This is a genomic window from Streptomyces sp. NPDC096311, assembly GCF_044763085.1.
Taxonomy (GTDB): Bacteria; Actinomycetota; Actinomycetes; order Streptomycetales; family Streptomycetaceae; genus Streptomyces.
Genome location: NZ_JBIWFN010000007.1, coordinates 363,411 through 379,498 on the forward strand (window position 1 = coordinate 363,411; position 16,088 = coordinate 379,498).

The window sequence follows — 16,088 nt, forward strand, 5'->3', positions numbered from 1 at the left end:
CCCGTCAACTGCGGTCATGTACAGACCAATGAAGGAGCGTTGGCCGTCAACTCACCCACCGGACAACGGCAGTTACCCACCCCGCCCCCTACACCCTGGTCACCGCCCCGAGTTCCGTCCGGGCCCGGGACGCCGCGCCGATCGCCACCGCACGGCTCCCCAGCCGGGCCCGTACGACCCGGATCGGCTGTCCGCTGACCGGCGGCTCGGCGGCGAGCGCGGCGGCGATCGACGGTTCGAGGAGGCCCCAGGCCCGGCTGACCCCGCCGCCGATCACGAAGGTCGTGAGGTCCACCAGGCCCGCCGTGATCAGGATCGCGCGGGCGACGCCCGCCCCCGCGGCCTCGTAGACGGCGAGCGCCTCGGGGTCGCCGCGGACCGCCGCCTCTGCGATGCCCCGGGCGGTCAGGGAGCGCCCCGTCCGCTCGCCGTAGCGGGCCGCCAGGGAGCGGCCGGAGGCGAGCGTCTCCAGGTGGCCACGGCCGCCGCAGGTGCACGGCAGGTCGCCGAAACCGGGGAGATGGCCGATCTCGCCCGCCGCTCCGTGCGCCCCCTCGAACAGCGCACCGTCCAGCCACAGCGCGCCCCCGACCCCGGTGCCGAGCGTCATCCCGAGTGCGGCGGGCTCTCCCGCGACGGCCCCCTTCGCGACCTCGCCACGCAGGAAGGCGTTGACGTCGTTGTCGAGGAAGGCCGGTACGCCGAGCGCGTCCTCGACCGTCGCCGTCACCGGGAACCCGGCCCAGGAGCGGAAGGAGTCGCTCGCCACGAGGATGCGGCCGGCCCGGCTGTCGACGACACCTGCCGCGCCGACGCCGACGCCGAGCAGTCGCGAGGCCGCGCGGGCGCGGAGCGGATCCAGAGCGGCGAGCGCGGCGCGGACCATCGCCCGTCCGCCCTCGGCCGCCGGTGTCGGCACCTCCACGGAGTCGACGACGGTGAGGTCGGCCGCGCAGAGCACGACCTGGGTGGTCGTACCGCCGATGTCGACACCGGCGTACACCCCGGGCGTCGGGGGGCGGCTCCCGGATACGGTCACGCCGTGACCCCCGTGGCGGCCCGCCGTTCCGCGCGCCGACGGCGTTGCAGCACCGGGTCGGGCACGGGCACGGCGGCGATGAGCCGACGCGTGTAGTCCGTGCGCGGGTGCAGGAGCGTGGTCGCGGTACTGCCCTCCTCCTCGATGCGCCCGGCCCGCAGGACGACCACGTGCTGGGCGAATTGCTGTACGACGGCGAGGTCGTGGGACACGAACAGACAGGCGAACCCCAGCTCGCCCTGGAGCCCCGCGATCACCTCGAGGACCGACTGCTGCACACTCACGTCGAGCGCGCTCGTCGGTTCGTCCGCGACCAGCAGCCGCGGCTCGAGGACCAGGGCCCGGGCGAGACTCACCCGCTGCCGCTGGCCACCGGACAACTCGCGCGGACCGCGATGGGCCAACTCCCTCGGCAGACGCACAAGTTCGAGTGCGTCCCCGACCCGGGTCCGGCGCTCGGCCGCCGGCATGCCCCGGCGGTGCACGCGCAGCGGCTCGGCGACGCACTCCGCCACGCTCATCCGGGCGTCGAGCGAGGCCACCGGGTCCTGCAGGACCACGCCGACGCCGGCCAGCAGGGCGCGCCGCGCCCGCCCCCGGGTCCTGCCGAGGTCGGCGCCGAACAGCGACACCGAGCCGGACGACGAGGGGACGAGGCCCAGCGCGACGCGCGCCGCGGTCGACTTGCCCGAGCCCGACTCCCCCACCAGACCCACGGTCTCACCGGCCCCGACCGTCAGCGAGACGCCGTCGAGTGCCCGGACGGCGCGGCGCCCACGGCCGAACCGCACGCTCACGTCCCGCAGTTCGACCACCGGGTCCGCGGCGGGCCGGTCCCCTTCGGTACGCCGGGAGTCGGCCCCCGGCTCGGCGACGGCCAGCCGCGGCACCGCCCCGAGCAGGCGCTTGGTGTACTCGTGCGTGGGCCGCAGGAGCACCTCCTCCACCGGCCCCGTCTCCACGATCTCCCCCTGGAACATGACGGCGACGCGGTCCGCGAAGTCGGCGACCACTCCCATGTTGTGCGTGACCAGCAGCACCCCCGTGCCGAAGTCGGCGGCGAGCGACCGCAGCAGATCAAGGATCTCGGCCTGCACGGTCACGTCGAGCGCGGTGGTCGGTTCGTCGGCGATGAGCAGGCTCGGCGCGTTGGCGATCGCCATGGCGATGACCACGCGTTGCCGCTGTCCCCCGGAGAGCTGGAACGGGAACGCGGACGCCCGTGTCCCCGGATCCGGGATGCCGACGCGGCGCAGGAGTTCGACCGCCTCCCCGGCTGCCTCCTTGGCCGTGACGGGACGGTGGTTGCGGATGACTTCGGCGATCTGGGCGCCGATCCGGGTGAGCGGGTCGAGCGCGGTCGCGGGTTCCTGGAACACCATCGACGCGGTGCGACCCCGTAGACCCGCGAGGTCGGCCTCGGTGGCACCGATGATGTCGGTGCCACCGACGACGGCGTGACCCGTGGCGCGGGCGGTGCCCGGCAGCAGCCCCATCGCGGCGAGCGCGACGGTCGACTTGCCGGAGCCCGACTCGCCGACGAGGGCGAGCGTCTCACCGGGCCGGACCCGCAGCGAGACCTCTCGTACCGCGGCCACTTCACCCGTCTCCGTGGCGAAGGTGACCCCCAGGTTCTCGATCCGCAGGATGTCGGCGGTCATCCGCGCCCCCTCACGTCGAAGGCGTCGCGCAGTCCGTCGCCGACGGCGTTGAAGGCGCAGACGACGAGGATGATGGCGAGGCCGGGCGGCACGATGAGCCACCAGCGTCCCGAGTACGCGGCCGTCAGACCGGCCGAGAGCATGCCGCCCCAGTCGGTCGACGGAGGTTGGACGCCCAGGCCGAGATAGGACACGTAGGCGACGAGGAGGATCGCGTCGGCGACCTGGAAGGTCGCGGCGACCACGACCGTCGAGACGGAGTTCGGCAGGATGTGCCGGCCGATCGCCCGGCCGTGCGTGCCGCCGATGGCGCGCAGTGTCAGCACGTAGTCCCGGCCCTTCAGGGTGAGCGTCTCGGCCCGGACGAGACGGGAGGGGACCAGCCAGGAGACCAGACCGAGGATGACGACGAGCCCCCAGGTGTCCGGGGTGGTGATGGCGGAGACGACGAGGAGGATGAAGAGCGCCGGGATGGCGATTCCGGCGTCCACGACCCGCATCATCACCGCGTCGATCCAGCCGCCCGCGTAGCCCGCGACCGCGCCCCAGAGCGTGCCGATGACGGTCGCGAGCAGGCCGGAGGCGAGGCCGACGAGCAGCGACACCTTGCCGCCGTACATGAGCCGCCCCAGCTCGTCGTGTCCGACCGCGTCGGTGCCGAGCAGGTGCGCGCCGCCCGGCGCCAGGTTCACCTGGGTCAGATGGGTGTGGGTCTGGTCGGTAGAGTGGAGCAGCGGGCCGGCGAAGCAGAAGAGCAGGAAGAGGACGACGACCGCCAGACCCGTGACCGCGAGCCTGTTGTGCGTGAACCGGCGCAGGGCGAGGCGATAGCCTGCGGCCGCCTCCACGGTGGGTGTCACCGGCAATACGGCGCTCATGACCGGCCCGCCTTCACTCGGGGATCGACGATCCGCTGGACGATGTCCGCGAGCAGGGTGCCGACGACCGTCGCGACGGAGATGACGAGGACGCAGCCGAGCAGCACCGGGTAGTCGGAGGACTGCGCGGCGCTCCAGAACAGCAGCCCCATCCCCGGGTAGTTGAAGAGCTGCTCGACGACGAGGGCGCCGCCGAAGAGGACGGGCACGTAGTAGCCGAGCATCGCGACGACAGGGGTCAGCGAGTTGCGGAACACGTGCCGCCACAGGATCGCGCGGGGCCGGGAGCCGCCGGCCCGCGCGGTGCGTACGTAGTCCTCGGAGAGGTTCTCCAGGGTCGCGGCGCGCATGTACCGGCTGAAGACGGCGACCATGGACGCGGCTCCCGCGACAACTGGCAGGACCAGTGCGTTCGGCTGGGAGAGTACCTGCCCGAGCGTGTCGCCCTGCGGCGCCTGCGAGGGGAACCAGGGCAGCAACTGCGTGAAGACCAGGACCAGGACGAGCCCGAGGAAGTACACGGGGGTCGCGTACGCGACGAAGCTCAGCGTCGTGATGACGTAGTCCACCGGCTTGTTGCGCCGGACCGCCTGCCACATGCCGAGCGGGATCGCGAGCGCGAGCCCGGCCAGCGCGGACAGCACGGTGAGGACCAGGGTCTTCGGGAGGCGCTGTTCGATGAGCCGGGAGACCGCCTCGTTCAGGGTGTACGAGGTGCCGAGGTCGCCGTGCAGCAGAGTGCGCAGGTAGTAGAGGTACTGGACGGGGAGCGAGCGGTCGAGGCCCTGCTCGTGGTCGAACTGCGCGATCTGCTGGGCCGTCGCCTGCGGGCCGAGGATCCCGCGTGCGGGTCCGCCGGGCAGCGCGTGCAGCAGGCAGAAGACCACCACCGTCACGATGACGATCACCGCGAGGGACTGCAGGACGCGCCGGGTCAGGTAGAGGAGGGTGTCCATGCGGTCAGCGGTTCCACTTCCACTGAGCCGGGTGGAAGTTGGCGAGTGAGTCCTGTGAGAAGCCGCCGAGGCCGTTCTTGAGGACGGAGATCTGGTAGTCGGGCTCCGGCAGCCAGATGACCGGGAGGTCCTTGGCGACCGCCGCGCTGTAGTCCCGTACGGACTGCGCGGAGTTCGACGTGGTGGAGGCGGTGATCAGCCGGTCGATCTCCGGGTTGGAGTAGCTGCCGAAGTTCGAGCCGCCCTTGCTCTGGAAGAGCGAGTCGCCGGTCGGGAAGGCGCTGAAGTACCAGCTGCCTGCCGTGCCGAAGAACGACAGCTGCCACGTGCAGACCGACTGGCCCGCGCTGCACGGCGGGGTCTGGGACAGCACCGAGTTCACGGGAGCGGTCTTGATCGTGAACTTGATCCCGGTCTTCTCCAGCGAGGACTGGACAGCGCTCATCATGTTGTCGGTGACGGTCGAGCCGGACTGCGACAGCACCTGCATCTGGAACCTGGTGCCCTTGGCGACCCCGTCACCGCACTGCGCGGCACCTGGGCCCGCGTCCGTGCACACCATGACTCCGCCCTGTTCGGTCCAGCCGTGGCCGGTCAGCAGGGACTTGGCGGCCGAGGTCGAGAAGGGGTACGGATTGCCCTTCTGCGTGGGCGAGAGGAAGTCGCTCGACTGCGCCTGCGGGATCGGGCCGTAGCCGGGGACCGCGGTGCCGTTGAAGATGACCTTCGCCAGGCTGCTCTGGTCGATCGACCGCTGGACCGCCTGTCGGGCGTACAGCTGCTTGAACACGGCGCCCATGGAGGGGTTGTTGAAGTTGTACGGCATGTAGGTGATCGCCCAGCCCGACCAGGGCTTGACCGTGTACCCCTGGGCGGTGAACCGGTCCTTCTGGTCGAGGTCGGTCGCCTCGATGTAGCCGTAGTCGACGCTCCCGGAGCGCAGTGCGTTCTTCTCGGCGTCCGCCGTCGTGAACGGGAGGAGGTTCACGGTGGCGATGTCCGGCTTCTCACCGCCGTCGTACTTCTTGTTGGCGGTGAGCACGACCTTGCCCGCGGTCGAGAAGGACTTGACCGCGTAGGGACCGCTGATGGTCTTCCACAGCGCGTCCTTCTCGTAGCCGGAGATGTTCTTCGCGGCCGTGTTGAGGTAGGTCCACACCTGCTTGGCGCCGGCGGCCGTCCGATCGGCGTCCGCCACCGCGGACGATGCGGCCGTCTTGTCCCATGCGTGCTGTGGGAGCGGGTTGATCGCGCTCAGCTCATTGGCGAGCATCCAGTCGGAGTTGTAGGCCTTGTCGAACGTGAGCGTGAAGTGGTGGTCGTCGACGGTCTTGAACGAGGTCCAGTTGTCCGGCGCCTTGCCAGGGTTGTAGCCCGCCCACTGTTCCTTGTTCGCCTTGATGAGGTTGAACCAGAACTCCACGTCGCGCGAGGTGATCGGCTTGCCGTCGCTCCACCTGCGGTCGCCGAGTGTGAGGGTGACGCTCTTGCCGTCGGAGGCGAAGTCGGCGGCGGTGGCGATGGATCCGTTCTTGTTCCAGGCGATCTTGCCGGTCGAGCCGTCGTACGCGACGAGCGGCTCCCAGAGGCTGTTGGCGATGGAGATGTTGTTGGTGTTGAGGTGCGCCGCCGTGCCGATCGGCAGAATCCAGTTCGGGGTGAAGTTCGCGGGCAGCGCGTAGTTGATGGAGTCGGGGGACGTGGACGACGTGCCGCTCGTCCCGGAGCAGCCCGCGAGCAGCAGCGTGCCCGCCGAGACGACGGCACCGGCGACGAGTGTCGCGCGAGCAGGGGACATGACTCTCCTCGGGGTGAACAGGGGTGGAAAGAGGGGCAACGGGCGTGGCGCAGCCAGTCAACGACCCGACTGTTCGAAGAAACAGACGCCCTGCTGTAAAAAGCCTGTTTCTGCTGTTCTGAAAAAAGTGGAGAGGCGGCTTCAGGGACGTACGCTCGGCAACCCGAGCCCGTCGTCGGAGGTTACGTCGTCCATGCCTGAAAAAAGTGCGGTACACCGCAGGGGTGCCACGGGCGTCTCGTCCCTGGCCGAGCGCGTCCTCGAACTGCTCGCCTCCGGGCAGGCGACCACGCGCACCGAACTCGCCGGTCTGCTCGGGGCCGCGCCCTCGACGATCTCCCTGACGGTCGGTCAACTCGTTGCCCATGGGCTGGTGGCGGAGCAGGGCACGCGCTCCTCCACGGGAGGCCGTCCGCGCAAGGTCCTGCGGCTCGGCGGCAGCGACGGGTTCGCGGTCGCGGCCGAACTCGGGGGCAGACACGCCCACGTCGGTGTCGTGCTGCCGGGCGGCGGGCTCACGGACGTGTCGACGGTGCCGTTCCCGACGGCGCAGGGGCCCGAAGCCGCGCTGCCCGGGCTCGCCGAGACACTGGAGGGCCTCGCCGAGCGGCATGGGCGGGAGCTGCTCAAGGGGGTCGGCCTCTCGCTGCCGGGGCCGGTCGATGTCGCCTCCGGAGTGGTGACACTGCCGTCGCGCATGCCCGGCTGGAACCGGTTCCCCGTCCGGGCCTGGCTCGAGGACCGCTTCGGCGTTCCGGCGGCGATCGAGAACGACGCCAACTGCATGGCCGTCGGCGAGCACAGTGTCCAGCCGGCCGAGCGTCGCCAGTCGATCATGGTGAAGATGGGCTCCGCGATCGGCGCGGGCGTCATCGCCGACGGACGGCTCTACCGGGGCGGGACCGGCGCCGCCGGCGAGATCACCCACGTACGGGTCGAGGCGGGCCACGACATCCCCTGCTCCTGCGGCAACACCGGGTGCCTGGAGACCGTCGCGTCGGGCGCGGCACTGGTGCGCGTCCTGCGTGAGCGGGGGCTCGACGTCGACTCGATCGAGGACGTCGTCCGGTTCGCGTCCGACGCCGACCCGGAGGCGACCCGCGCCGTCCGTCAGGCCGGCCGCTACCTCGGCATGGTGCTGGCCGCCAACGTCAACTTCTTCAACCCGGACGCCGTGTACCTCGGCGGCATCCTCTCCACGCTCGAACCGTTCGTCGCCGCCGTCCGCAGTCAGCTGTACGAGGGGTGCCATCCGCTGGTGACCAAGCATCTGGTGATCGAGCGGGCGAGCCTCGGCGCGGACGCGGGGCTGGTCGGCGCGGGCCAGTTCGCGCTCCAACGGGCGCTGGTCCACGCACTCCAGGCCGTGACCGGAGCGGGAGCAGGAACGGGACCCCATACCGACCAGCGCATACGAATCGAGGAGCCATGACGCACCCCCGTACCGCCGTCGCCCGGCCCGTCATCGCCATCGCCGGACTCGGCATCGAGTCATCGACGTTCTCACCGGCGCGGACCGAGGCACCCGCCTTCCACCCGCAGCGCGGCGAGGACGTCCTCACGCGCTATCCCTTCCTCGCGCCCGGGACGCCCCTGCGTGACGCGGCCTCCTGGCGCGGCGCGCTCGTCGGCAAGTCGCTGCCCGGGGGTACGGTGACCGCGGCCGCGTTCGCGGAGCTCTCCGCGGAGCTCCTGCGGCGGCTCGGGGAGCTGCCGCGCCTCGACGGGCTCTGGTACGACATCCACGGCGCCATGACGGTGGAGGGCGTCGACGACGCCGAGGCCGTCCTGCTCGCGCGGATCCGCGAGACCGTCGGAGCCGACGTCATCGTGTCCACCTCCATGGACCTGCACGGCAACGTCTCGCGCGAGCTCGCGCACATGAGCGACCTCATCACCTGCTACCGGATGGCTCCGCACGAGGACCACATGGAGACGAAGGAGCGGGCCGCCCGTCATCTCGTGGATCTGCTCGCCACCGGTGCGCCCCGGCCGGTCAAGGCCTGGATCCCGGTGCCCGTGCTGCTGGCCGGTGAGCAGACCTCGACGCGCATCGAGCCCGCCAGGAGCGTGTACGCGGCCATCGACGAGGTGGAGGCGACGGACGGTGTGACCGACGCCGCGATCTGGGTCGGGTACGCGTGGGCGGACGAGCCGCGCAACCGCGCCGCGGTCGTGGTCACCGGGCCGTCCGAGGCCGCCGTCGCGCGGGGCGCCGAGCGGCTGGCGCGCGGATTCTGGGAGGCGCGGGGCGCGTTCGCGTTCGTCGCGCCGACCGGGTCACTGGACGAGTGCCTCGCCGAGGCGCTGGCCTCCTCCCCCGACGCCCGGCCGTTCTTCATCAGCGACACCGGCGACAATCCGACGGCGGGCGGCGCGGGCGATGTCACGTGGGGGCTCGAACGCGTCCTCTCCCGGCCGGAGTTCAAGGAACCGTCCGGGCCGAGGGTCATCTACGCGTCCGTGCCGGGGCCGGCCGCCGTCGCGACCGCGGAGAAGGCGGGCGTCGGCGCGACGGTCACGGTCACGGCCGGTGCCGAGGTGGACGACCGGCACGCCGGGCCGCTCACCATGACCGGGGTGGTCCACGCGGTCCGGCACGGGGTCCGGGACGCCGGGACGGAGGTCGTCCTGCGGGTCGGAAGCGTGTACGTGATCATCACGCGGCTCCGTAAGCCGTACCACTACGAGCACGACTTCACCGGCCTGGCGCTCGACCCGCGCGGCGCCGACGTCGTCGTGGTCAAGATCGGCTATCTGGAACCGGAACTGTTCGCCATGTCCGCCGGCTGGAAGATGGCGCTGACCCCGGGCGGCGTCGACCAGGACCTCGTCCGCTTGGGCCACCACCGCATCCTCCGCCCCATGTACCCCTTCGACCCACACATGCCCGACCCGGACCTCACGGCCCGCATCATCCCCCCGTCGAACGAGCCGCTGGACGCAACGGACGAGTAACCCACCGAGCGCCCGACATCCAGAACCGCCCGTCGGTACGACCGGCACCCCGCCGGTATGAGCGGCACCCCGCCGGATCGGGGGCAGACTGCCGGGTCGGAGGCACGGGTCCCTGGCTCGGACGGCAGATCCCCGGGCCTGGCAGCGCTACGCCGGAACCAGTGGCTGTCCGCGGGTGGCGGCCCACCGTGCGACCAACGACCACCTGCCGGAACGGCTGGCGGCCCGCCGAGATCGATGACGGCCCGCTGGGTCGGGGGTCCGCCCTCCAGGCGGGTGGCCGCCCCCGGGATCGATGGCCATCCGCCGGCACGGGCAATGGCCCGCCGACACCCCGCCGAGGCAGATCCCCCTCCGCCGGGATCAGTGGCCGTCCGCCAGGACGGGCAACCCGGCGCCGAAGCCGGTGGCCGTCCGCCATGTCCGGCAGCGGTTCGCCAGATCGGTAGCTGTCCGCCAGGACCGGCCATCGTGCGCCGACGCCGGTGATCGTCCGCCACAACCGATGGCCGACAAGCGACGTGCGGCGGCGGTTCGCCAAAACCGACGCCGTTAGCAGCGGCCCGCCGACACCAATGGCAGTCCGCCGGGGCAGATCCCCCTCCGCCGGGATCAGTGGCCGTCCGCCAGCACCGGCGACCCGAAGCCGGTGGCCGTCCGCCCGATCCGGTGGCCGTCCACCACGTCCGGCAGAGGTTCGCCACCGCAGGCAACCATCCGCCAGCACCGGTAGCCGTCCGCCAGGACGGGACCGTGCGCCGACGCCGGTGATCGTCCGCCAGCGCACAAGACCGCCCGCCCGAGCCGGTCGCGGTCCGCCAGGAAACCGTGGCCGGGGAAATCGGGGCCGTCCGCCGGGCAGGGGAAGACCTGCCCGGCGCGGCTCGGCGGTCAGCCGGTTCAGTCGTTCGTGCAGGTGCTGGCCGCGGCCGGGTTCAGCAGACCCACCAGGTCGATGGTGTCGCCGCAGAGGTTGAGGCCGAGGTCGACGGGGATCTGGATGACGTTGCCGGACAGGAGACCAGGACTGTTCGCGGCGACACCGATCGGGTCGGGGTCGGCGGCGGCGGTCCCGGCGGTGGCGAGCAGGGCCACGCCTGCCAGCCCGGCGGCGGCCATCAGACGAATACGCATTACAGGCTCCGATCAGTCGCGGGGGTGCGAGTGGTTCCACCATCACCTCCGCGGCCGACGACCGACATCGTTGTACGTCCGAATGGGGCGCGGGCACCCCGAACCTCCCCCGAACGGCCTCCGCACGGGGCGTGTCGCGCGGGGTGTGCGGAATGCCCGTAGCGTGAGAACAGGTCAGGTGGAAGAGGGAGAGATCATGCCAACAAGCCAGCCCGATTCGTCCTCACCGTCCGACGACAGGGCGACCCCCGACACGCTGCTGCACACCGGCTCCGAAGGCCCCGTGACCGCCGAGGACATGGTGCTCGCCGCGGGTCGCGACCTCAGTCCGAAGAACCTCGCCTGGGCCGAGCGCAGGCTGCGGGAGGACGGACCCACAGCCATCGAACGCCTGCTTCCCTAGCGCGCCCGGCTACCCGAGTACCCGACTACCCGGCCACCCAGTTCGCCGGCTCCACTTGACCGGCTCCGATGCGGCGGAGCCGGTCAAGGTCACGCGGACGGAGTGGGAGGTCAGGAGGCGGGGCACTCCTTCCAGGCGAGGTGGTAGATGGTGCTGATGTCACCGTCCGTGGAGTCCATGGTCATGAAACTGCTGCTGCCGGGCGTGGACGTGCCCGCGTTGACGCGCAGCTCGGTGTTGATGTTGAAGTTCCGCTGGACACCGCAGGGCGCCCACACCAGTTGGGCCCAGTCGGTGACGTCCGTGGACTGCCAGTTGTCGTTGTAGGGGCCGCGGAAGGGGTGGGTGATGGCCGCCGTGCTCGACGAGCCCTGGAAGTAGTACGAGGCCTTCTCGGTGCTGCTCGCGCCCGACTGGAGTGCGGCGAAGCCGCGGTAGTCCGCGCTGGCGATGGCGTACGTGAAGCCCTGCGGAACATGGACGATCAGGTTGAGCTGACAGTTCTTGCGGAAGGCGGTGGGGTCGGCGTTGCCTCCGACCTGGGCGAGGTAGTCGCTGTAGGTGACCGTGAAAGCCGTGTTGTCCGGGGAGACCGCGACGGCGGCGGTTCCCTGCGGGCAGCCGGAGCCGTTCACGGTGGCGACCTTGATGACGATCTTGTCCGGGGGCGGGTCGACGATCCCGGAGGACGGGTCCGGACCCGGTAGTGCGGTGGCGAACAGGGCGGCTATCGCGCCACCCAGAAGCAGCCCACCAGCCATGGTGCTCCAATCCGTTGCGTTGGTGTCTACGGCGGCACGGAACGTGTGCCGCCGTGAATTGGGGGGTGCGGCGCCTCACGCGGACGTGCGGCGCCGTCGCAGACCAGTGCGTTGGATCAAGCGCGGATCGTTGAAGCATGGACATGTCAAATACATGCCTATGCGACCCCGCCCTGTGAAGGAGCTGTGAAGGCCGGGATCGACCGCATCGTATGTACGCCCGTCACGCTTGGGCAGGGCGATCTCCGGCCATTCAGCCCGTACGTCCGTAGCGCCCGACGAGGGTGCCGGAGCCCACGGTGTGCCCGGCCAGCGCGCGCCGTACGGCGTCGACGGTGGCGTCCCCGGGAAGGTGCAGCCGCACGTCGGCGGCGAGGACCGAGAAGACGTAGTGGTGAGGTGTGCCGGCGGGCGGGCAGGGACCGCCGTAGCGGCGCTGTCCGAAACCGTTGCGGCCCTGCACGGCCCCCTTCGGGACGGCACCCGCACCCAGCGTCGCCTCGTGCGGGTCGACGCCCCACATGATCCAGTGCACGAAGGTGCCGGACGCGGCGTCCGGATCCTCGGCCAGCACGACCAACTCGGCCGCGCCACCCGGCACACCGGAGAGACGCAGCGGCGGGGACACGTTCGCACCGTCGCAGGTGAAACGGCGTGGGACGGTGCCGCCGTCCCCGAACGCCGGGCTCGTCACCGAGATCGCCCCCGAGGCGCCCGGTGTCGGTGCCGCGGACGCGGCGGGTGCCCCCGAGGCGCCCCCGCACCCCGCGGTGAGGGCCACCACGGCTGCCGTCACGACGGTTCCGAGCCAGTTCCCACGGCGCATGGCCGCCACGTTAGCGCCGCGCGTACGGCCCGGGTGGGCAACCCGGCCGACCGGCTCCGCTCCCCCGGCACTGGGCGGCGCGCTCCGTGAATCCCGCGCCGCCTCACCACTCCCTGCGCGCCCCTGAGACACTGAAGGACATGGAGCCCCGACACCTCAGAATCGGCCGCCGTCGCATCTGGATGCTCAGCGGGGCCTGCCTCCTCGTACTCGGCCCGATCGGCTACTTCCTCGGTGGCTGGATTCCTCTTACCGCGCTCACCGCCTCCCTCCTCGCGGCCACCACCATGGCCCACTGGAAGGCCGCCGCCTGGCTCGGGCCCGCCATCGCGCGGGGACAGCGGGAGAGCCGCCGGGACGTGGCGACCTTCTGTGTGGTCATAGCGGTCAGCGGCTACGCCCAGCCTCCGGCGCGGCCCGCCCCCACCGCCGAGGAACTGACGGCGCTGCGTCTTGAGGCATACCGGACCGCGGCACACGACGACCTCGCCGAGGATCTGCGGGGCCTGGCGGCCGACGCGCTGGCCGCCGCCGACACCGCGCACACCGAGGACACCCCGGTGGCCTGGCGGGCGGCACGCGCGAGCGCGGAGCGCCTGGCGCACTCCGCGCAGGACGGCAACCCGTACGTACGCCAGCTCCTCATCCAGTGGGTCGAGGGCAACCCGGCCGCGGACCGCTAGAACAGGTCGCACACGCTCGACAACAGGTCACACGCGCTCGCGGAGGACCGACGTATCCATACTGTACTTACGGTCTGACCTTTGTTATGTTTCGCAGATATCAAAGCTGCGGAGGGGTTCAACATCGTGGACTTTGAGCTGACCGAAGATCAGGAAACCATCCGCAAGGCAGTCGTCGGGCTCCTGCGCGACTTCGACGACCGGTACTGGATGGAGAGGGACCGGGACCACCGGTTTCCCGAGGAGTTCTACGCCGCCGTCGCGCACGGTGGATGGCTGGGGCTCACCATTCCGGAGGAGTACGGCGGTCACGGTCTCGGCATCACCGAGGCCACGCTGCTGCTCGAGGAAGTGGCGCGATCCGGCGGCGGGATGAACGCCGCGAGCTCGATCCATATGTCGATCTTCGGAATGCAGCCCGTGGTGGTGCACGGTTCCGAGGAACTCAAGCGGCGCACGCTTCCCCGTGTCGTCACCGGCGATCTCCACGTCTGTTTCGGGGTGACCGAGCCCGAGGCCGGCCTGGACACGACGAGCATCACGACCTTCGCCCGGCGGGACGGCGACCACTACGTCGTCAACGGCCGCAAGGTGTGGATCTCCAAAGCCGTGGAGTCCGAGAAGATCCTGCTGCTGACCCGCACCACGAAGGTCGGCGAGGTCGCCAAGCGGACCGACGGAATGACACTGTTCCTCACCGACCTGGACCGCGACAGGATCGACGTCCGCCCCATCCCGAAGATGGGCCGCAACGCCGTGACCTCGAACGAGTTGTTCATCGACGACTTGCGCGTCCCGGTCGAGGACCGGGTGGGCGAGGAGGGCCAGGGGTTCCGCTACCTCCTCGACGGACTCAATCCGGAGCGCATGCTGATCGCCGCCGAAGCACTCGGAATCGGCAGGGTGGCGCTGGAGAAGGCCGTGAGCTACGGCAACGAGCGCGTGGTGTTCGGCAGGCCGATCGGCATGAACCAGGCCATCCAGTTCCCGCTCGCGGACTCGCTCGCCCGGCTCGACGCGGCCGAGTTGATCCTGCGCAAGGCGACCTGGCTCTACGACAACGGCCGGCCCTGCGGGCGTGAGGCGAACACCGCCAAGTACCTCTGCGCGGACGCCGGGTTCACCGCCGCCGACCGGGCCCTGCAGACCCACGGCGGTATGGGCTACTCCGAGGAATACAACGTGGCCCGCTATTTCCGCGAGGCCCGTCTGATGAAGATCGCGCCGATCAGTCAGGAAATGATCCTGAACTATCTGGGATCGCACACTCTGGGAATGCCGAGGAGCTATTGATGGCCGACAACACCGGTCTGTTCGATCTCAGCGGGCGATCGGCCCTGGTCACCGGCGCCGCGGGGGGCATCGGTTCCGCGGTCGCCCAGGCGCTCGCGCACGCCGGGGCGGCGGTCCTCGTCACCGACGTCGACGGGGCGGCGGCCGCGGCGGTCGCCGAGAAGATCTCCGCGGCCGGCGAGCGGGCGGACAGCGCCGTACTGGACGTACGGGACCGCGCGTCCGCCGACGCCGCGGCGGCCCGGGCGGCGGCGCTGACCGGCGGGAAGCTGCACATCCTCGTCAACAACGCCGGAATCATCGCGCCGGACATGTTCGAGAACCTCCAGGAGGAGGCGTTCCGCCGGATCGTCGACATCCACCTGATGGGCGCCTTCCACTGCGCGCAGGCCGCGCTGCCGTACCTGCCCACCGACGGCACGGGCCGGATCATCAACGTCACTTCGTCGGCCGGCATCGTCGGCACCCTCGGCCAGGTGAACTACTCCGCGGCCAAGGCGGGCATCATCGGCCTGACGAAGTCCCTGGCGCGTGAACTGGCACGCAAGCAGATCAAGGTCAACGCACTGGCGCCGCTGGCCGCGACACCGATGACGGAGACGATCCGCACCGACAAGAAGTTCGCGGACGCGATGCTCGCCCGGATCCCGCTGGGACGCTGGGCCGAGCCCGAGGAGATCGTCGGCAGCTTCGTCTTTCTCGCCTCGGACGCCGCCTCCTTCGTCACCGGGCAGGTGCTGCCCGTCGACGGCGGCATGGTCATGTGACCCGTGGCCGCGGCTCGTGGTGGCCATGAGCATCCGTACTATGCTGAATGGTTCAACCAAAGCAGTGGCATCGGTCCCAGGAGTACGTACATGCCCGGTAGGTCTCACCCGCGCTTCGACGCCCTGACGGTTCCGAAGGCATCGGACGTCCTGGCGTCAGAGGTACGCGAGCGCATTCTCTCCGGCGAGTTCACCGAGGGCATGGCGCTGCCGCCGGAGCGTCAACTCGTCGAGCAGACGGGGCTGAGCCGCGCCACGGTACGGGAGGCGCTGCGGATCCTCGAGGTGGAGAAGCTGCTCCAGATCAGGCCGGGCCGCGGCGGCGGCGCCTTCGTGCACCGGCCGGGCCGTGAATCGCTCGCAAGTACCGTGCAGTTGGTCATCCGGGGGCAGCGGATCCGGCTGGAGGCGCTGCACGAGACGCGGGAGGCGATCGAGCCCACGTGCGCCGCGCTGGCGGCGGCGCGCCGCACCGACCGCGACCTCGCCGAAATGGACGCGGCCCAGCGGGATCTCGTCGAGGCCGGGGACGACATCCCGCGCTTCCTGCGGGCGAACATCGACTGGCACAGCGCGGTGGCCAGGGCCAGCGACAACGAACTCCTGATCGGGTTCATGAGCGCGCTCTCGCAGTCGATCTACGCCGCCACGAACCTCGAACAGTTCATGGACGCCGAGATCCGCTCGATCACCGCCCGCGCGCACGCGAAGATCACCGACGCGATCCGCGACCAGGACGGGCCTGCGGCGATGCGGCGCATGGCACGCCATGTGTGCGGATTCGCCGACGCGGCCGCACGCGTGGACCGGCGGGGCCAGGTGGAACTGTCCGGGCCCACGGAGGACTGACTCCCGCGAGCTCAAGGCCGGCCTCCCCGGATCATTGACGGCCATTCGGTCTGACCTTTAATATCATCTGAGGTTGGGGCGA

The 16,088-nt window shown here is 70.8% G+C and carries 15 protein-coding genes; 7 read left to right on the top strand and 8 right to left on the bottom strand.

What is annotated here, in order from left to right; translation table 11 throughout:
* Window positions 1–88: 88 nt before the first annotated feature.
* The 5 genes from ACIRA5_RS20460 to ACIRA5_RS20480 are packed head-to-tail and all read right to left on the bottom strand — an operon-like array spanning window position 89 to window position 6,332.
* Window positions 89–1,003, bottom strand: coding sequence for an ROK family protein (locus ACIRA5_RS20460; RefSeq protein WP_403692761.1), 915 nt, complete (start codon window positions 1,001–1,003; stop codon window positions 89–91).
* Between the two features lie 32 nt (window positions 1,004–1,035).
* A complete protein-coding gene (gene nikE, locus ACIRA5_RS20465) occupies window positions 1,036–2,700 on the bottom strand; it encodes a nickel ABC transporter ATP-binding protein NikE (protein WP_403692543.1) in 1,665 nt (554 codons plus the stop codon).
* Entirely contained in the window at window positions 2,697–3,578 is an 882-nt protein-coding gene (locus tag ACIRA5_RS20470; RefSeq protein ID WP_403692545.1) for an ABC transporter permease, read from the bottom strand. Before ACIRA5_RS20470 ends, nikE begins: the two co-directional genes overlap by 4 nt.
* Window positions 3,575–4,534: an ABC transporter permease gene (locus tag ACIRA5_RS20475; protein WP_403692547.1), complete on the bottom strand. Its 960-nt coding sequence runs from the start codon at window positions 4,532–4,534 to the stop codon at window positions 3,575–3,577. The genes ACIRA5_RS20470 and ACIRA5_RS20475 overlap by 4 nt, the downstream gene beginning before the upstream one ends.
* A gap of 4 nt (window positions 4,535–4,538) precedes the next feature.
* Window positions 4,539–6,332 carry a peptide ABC transporter substrate-binding protein gene (locus ACIRA5_RS20480; RefSeq protein ID WP_403692549.1) on the bottom strand — a complete coding sequence of 598 codons (1,794 nt, stop codon included), beginning with the start codon at window positions 6,330–6,332 and terminating at the stop codon, window positions 4,539–4,541.
* Between the two features lie 193 nt (window positions 6,333–6,525).
* On the opposite strand from ACIRA5_RS20480, the gene ACIRA5_RS20485 reads away from it, so the two are divergent.
* A complete protein-coding gene (locus ACIRA5_RS20485) occupies window positions 6,526–7,764 on the top strand; it encodes an ROK family protein (RefSeq protein WP_403692550.1) in 1,239 nt (412 codons plus the stop codon).
* Window positions 7,761–9,290 carry a M81 family metallopeptidase gene (locus ACIRA5_RS20490; RefSeq protein ID WP_403692551.1) on the top strand — a complete coding sequence of 510 codons (1,530 nt, stop codon included), beginning with the start codon at window positions 7,761–7,763 and terminating at the stop codon, window positions 9,288–9,290. Before ACIRA5_RS20485 ends, ACIRA5_RS20490 begins: the two co-directional genes overlap by 4 nt.
* A gap of 900 nt (window positions 9,291–10,190) precedes the next feature.
* Here ACIRA5_RS20490 and ACIRA5_RS20495 read toward each other — a convergent pair.
* Entirely contained in the window at window positions 10,191–10,424 is a 234-nt protein-coding gene (locus ACIRA5_RS20495; RefSeq protein WP_403692554.1) for a chaplin, read from the bottom strand.
* 196 nt (window positions 10,425–10,620) lie between these two features.
* Here ACIRA5_RS20495 and ACIRA5_RS20500 point away from each other — a divergent pair, with 196 nt between their 5' ends.
* Window positions 10,621–10,827 carry a hypothetical protein gene (locus tag ACIRA5_RS20500; RefSeq protein WP_095856636.1) on the top strand — a complete coding sequence of 69 codons (207 nt, stop codon included), beginning with the start codon at window positions 10,621–10,623 and terminating at the stop codon, window positions 10,825–10,827.
* A 110-nt stretch (window positions 10,828–10,937) separates the two neighbouring features.
* Here ACIRA5_RS20500 and ACIRA5_RS20505 read toward each other — a convergent pair whose 3' ends face one another.
* Together ACIRA5_RS20505 and ACIRA5_RS20510 are read right to left on the bottom strand one after the other, a co-directional pair.
* The gene (locus ACIRA5_RS20505; RefSeq protein ID WP_403692556.1) at window positions 10,938–11,588 is read right to left on the bottom strand and encodes a DUF4360 domain-containing protein; all 651 of its coding nucleotides are present in this window, start codon (window positions 11,586–11,588) and stop codon (window positions 10,938–10,940) included.
* 253 nt (window positions 11,589–11,841) lie between these two features.
* Window positions 11,842–12,414, bottom strand: a complete 573-nt coding sequence (locus ACIRA5_RS20510; RefSeq protein WP_403692558.1) for a YbhB/YbcL family Raf kinase inhibitor-like protein — start codon at window positions 12,412–12,414, stop codon at window positions 11,842–11,844.
* Between the two features lie 140 nt (window positions 12,415–12,554).
* Here ACIRA5_RS20510 and ACIRA5_RS20515 point away from each other — a divergent pair, with 140 nt between their 5' ends.
* From ACIRA5_RS20515 to ACIRA5_RS20530, 4 genes are all read left to right on the top strand, one after another.
* Window positions 12,555–13,097 (top strand): hypothetical protein, encoded by a 543-nt coding sequence (locus tag ACIRA5_RS20515; RefSeq protein WP_403692559.1) that lies wholly within the window; start codon window positions 12,555–12,557, stop codon window positions 13,095–13,097.
* A gap of 126 nt (window positions 13,098–13,223) precedes the next feature.
* Window positions 13,224–14,390, top strand: coding sequence for an acyl-CoA dehydrogenase family protein (locus tag ACIRA5_RS20520; RefSeq protein ID WP_403692560.1), 1,167 nt, complete (start codon window positions 13,224–13,226; stop codon window positions 14,388–14,390).
* Window positions 14,390–15,157, top strand: coding sequence for an SDR family NAD(P)-dependent oxidoreductase (locus ACIRA5_RS20525; protein WP_403692561.1), 768 nt, complete (start codon window positions 14,390–14,392; stop codon window positions 15,155–15,157). Before ACIRA5_RS20520 ends, ACIRA5_RS20525 begins: the two co-directional genes overlap by 1 nt.
* 90 nt (window positions 15,158–15,247) lie before the next feature.
* Complete coding sequence (locus tag ACIRA5_RS20530; protein ID WP_403692563.1) at window positions 15,248–16,006, top strand: FadR/GntR family transcriptional regulator; 759 nt, start codon at window positions 15,248–15,250, stop codon at window positions 16,004–16,006.
* The last annotated feature ends 82 nt before the right edge of the window (window positions 16,007–16,088 follow it).

What these genes read in the sequence shown, in the direction of transcription:
- nikE (WP_403692543.1), bottom strand. Translation starts at nt 2,700, where the DNA reads ATGACCGCCGACATCCTGCGGATCGAGAACCTGGGGGTCACCTTCGCC.
- ACIRA5_RS20470 (WP_403692545.1), bottom strand. Translation starts at nt 3,578, where the DNA reads ATGAGCGCCGTATTGCCGGTGACACCCACCGTGGAGGCGGCCGCAGGC.
- ACIRA5_RS20475 (WP_403692547.1), bottom strand. Translation starts at nt 4,534, where the DNA reads ATGGACACCCTCCTCTACCTGACCCGGCGCGTCCTGCAGTCCCTCGCG.
- ACIRA5_RS20480 (WP_403692549.1), bottom strand. Translation starts at nt 6,332, where the DNA reads ATGTCCCCTGCTCGCGCGACACTCGTCGCCGGTGCCGTCGTCTCGGCG.
- ACIRA5_RS20485 (WP_403692550.1), top strand. Translation starts at nt 6,526, where the DNA reads ATGCCTGAAAAAAGTGCGGTACACCGCAGGGGTGCCACGGGCGTCTCG.
- ACIRA5_RS20490 (WP_403692551.1), top strand. Translation starts at nt 7,761, where the DNA reads ATGACGCACCCCCGTACCGCCGTCGCCCGGCCCGTCATCGCCATCGCC.
- ACIRA5_RS20495 (WP_403692554.1), bottom strand. Translation starts at nt 10,424, where the DNA reads ATGCGTATTCGTCTGATGGCCGCCGCCGGGCTGGCAGGCGTGGCCCTG.
- ACIRA5_RS20500 (WP_095856636.1), top strand. Translation starts at nt 10,621, where the DNA reads ATGCCAACAAGCCAGCCCGATTCGTCCTCACCGTCCGACGACAGGGCG.
- ACIRA5_RS20505 (WP_403692556.1), bottom strand. Translation starts at nt 11,588, where the DNA reads ATGGCTGGTGGGCTGCTTCTGGGTGGCGCGATAGCCGCCCTGTTCGCC.
- ACIRA5_RS20510 (WP_403692558.1), bottom strand. Translation starts at nt 12,414, where the DNA reads ATGCGCCGTGGGAACTGGCTCGGAACCGTCGTGACGGCAGCCGTGGTG.
- ACIRA5_RS20515 (WP_403692559.1), top strand. Translation starts at nt 12,555, where the DNA reads ATGGAGCCCCGACACCTCAGAATCGGCCGCCGTCGCATCTGGATGCTC.
- ACIRA5_RS20525 (WP_403692561.1), top strand. Translation starts at nt 14,390, where the DNA reads ATGGCCGACAACACCGGTCTGTTCGATCTCAGCGGGCGATCGGCCCTG.
- ACIRA5_RS20530 (WP_403692563.1), top strand. Translation starts at nt 15,248, where the DNA reads ATGCCCGGTAGGTCTCACCCGCGCTTCGACGCCCTGACGGTTCCGAAG.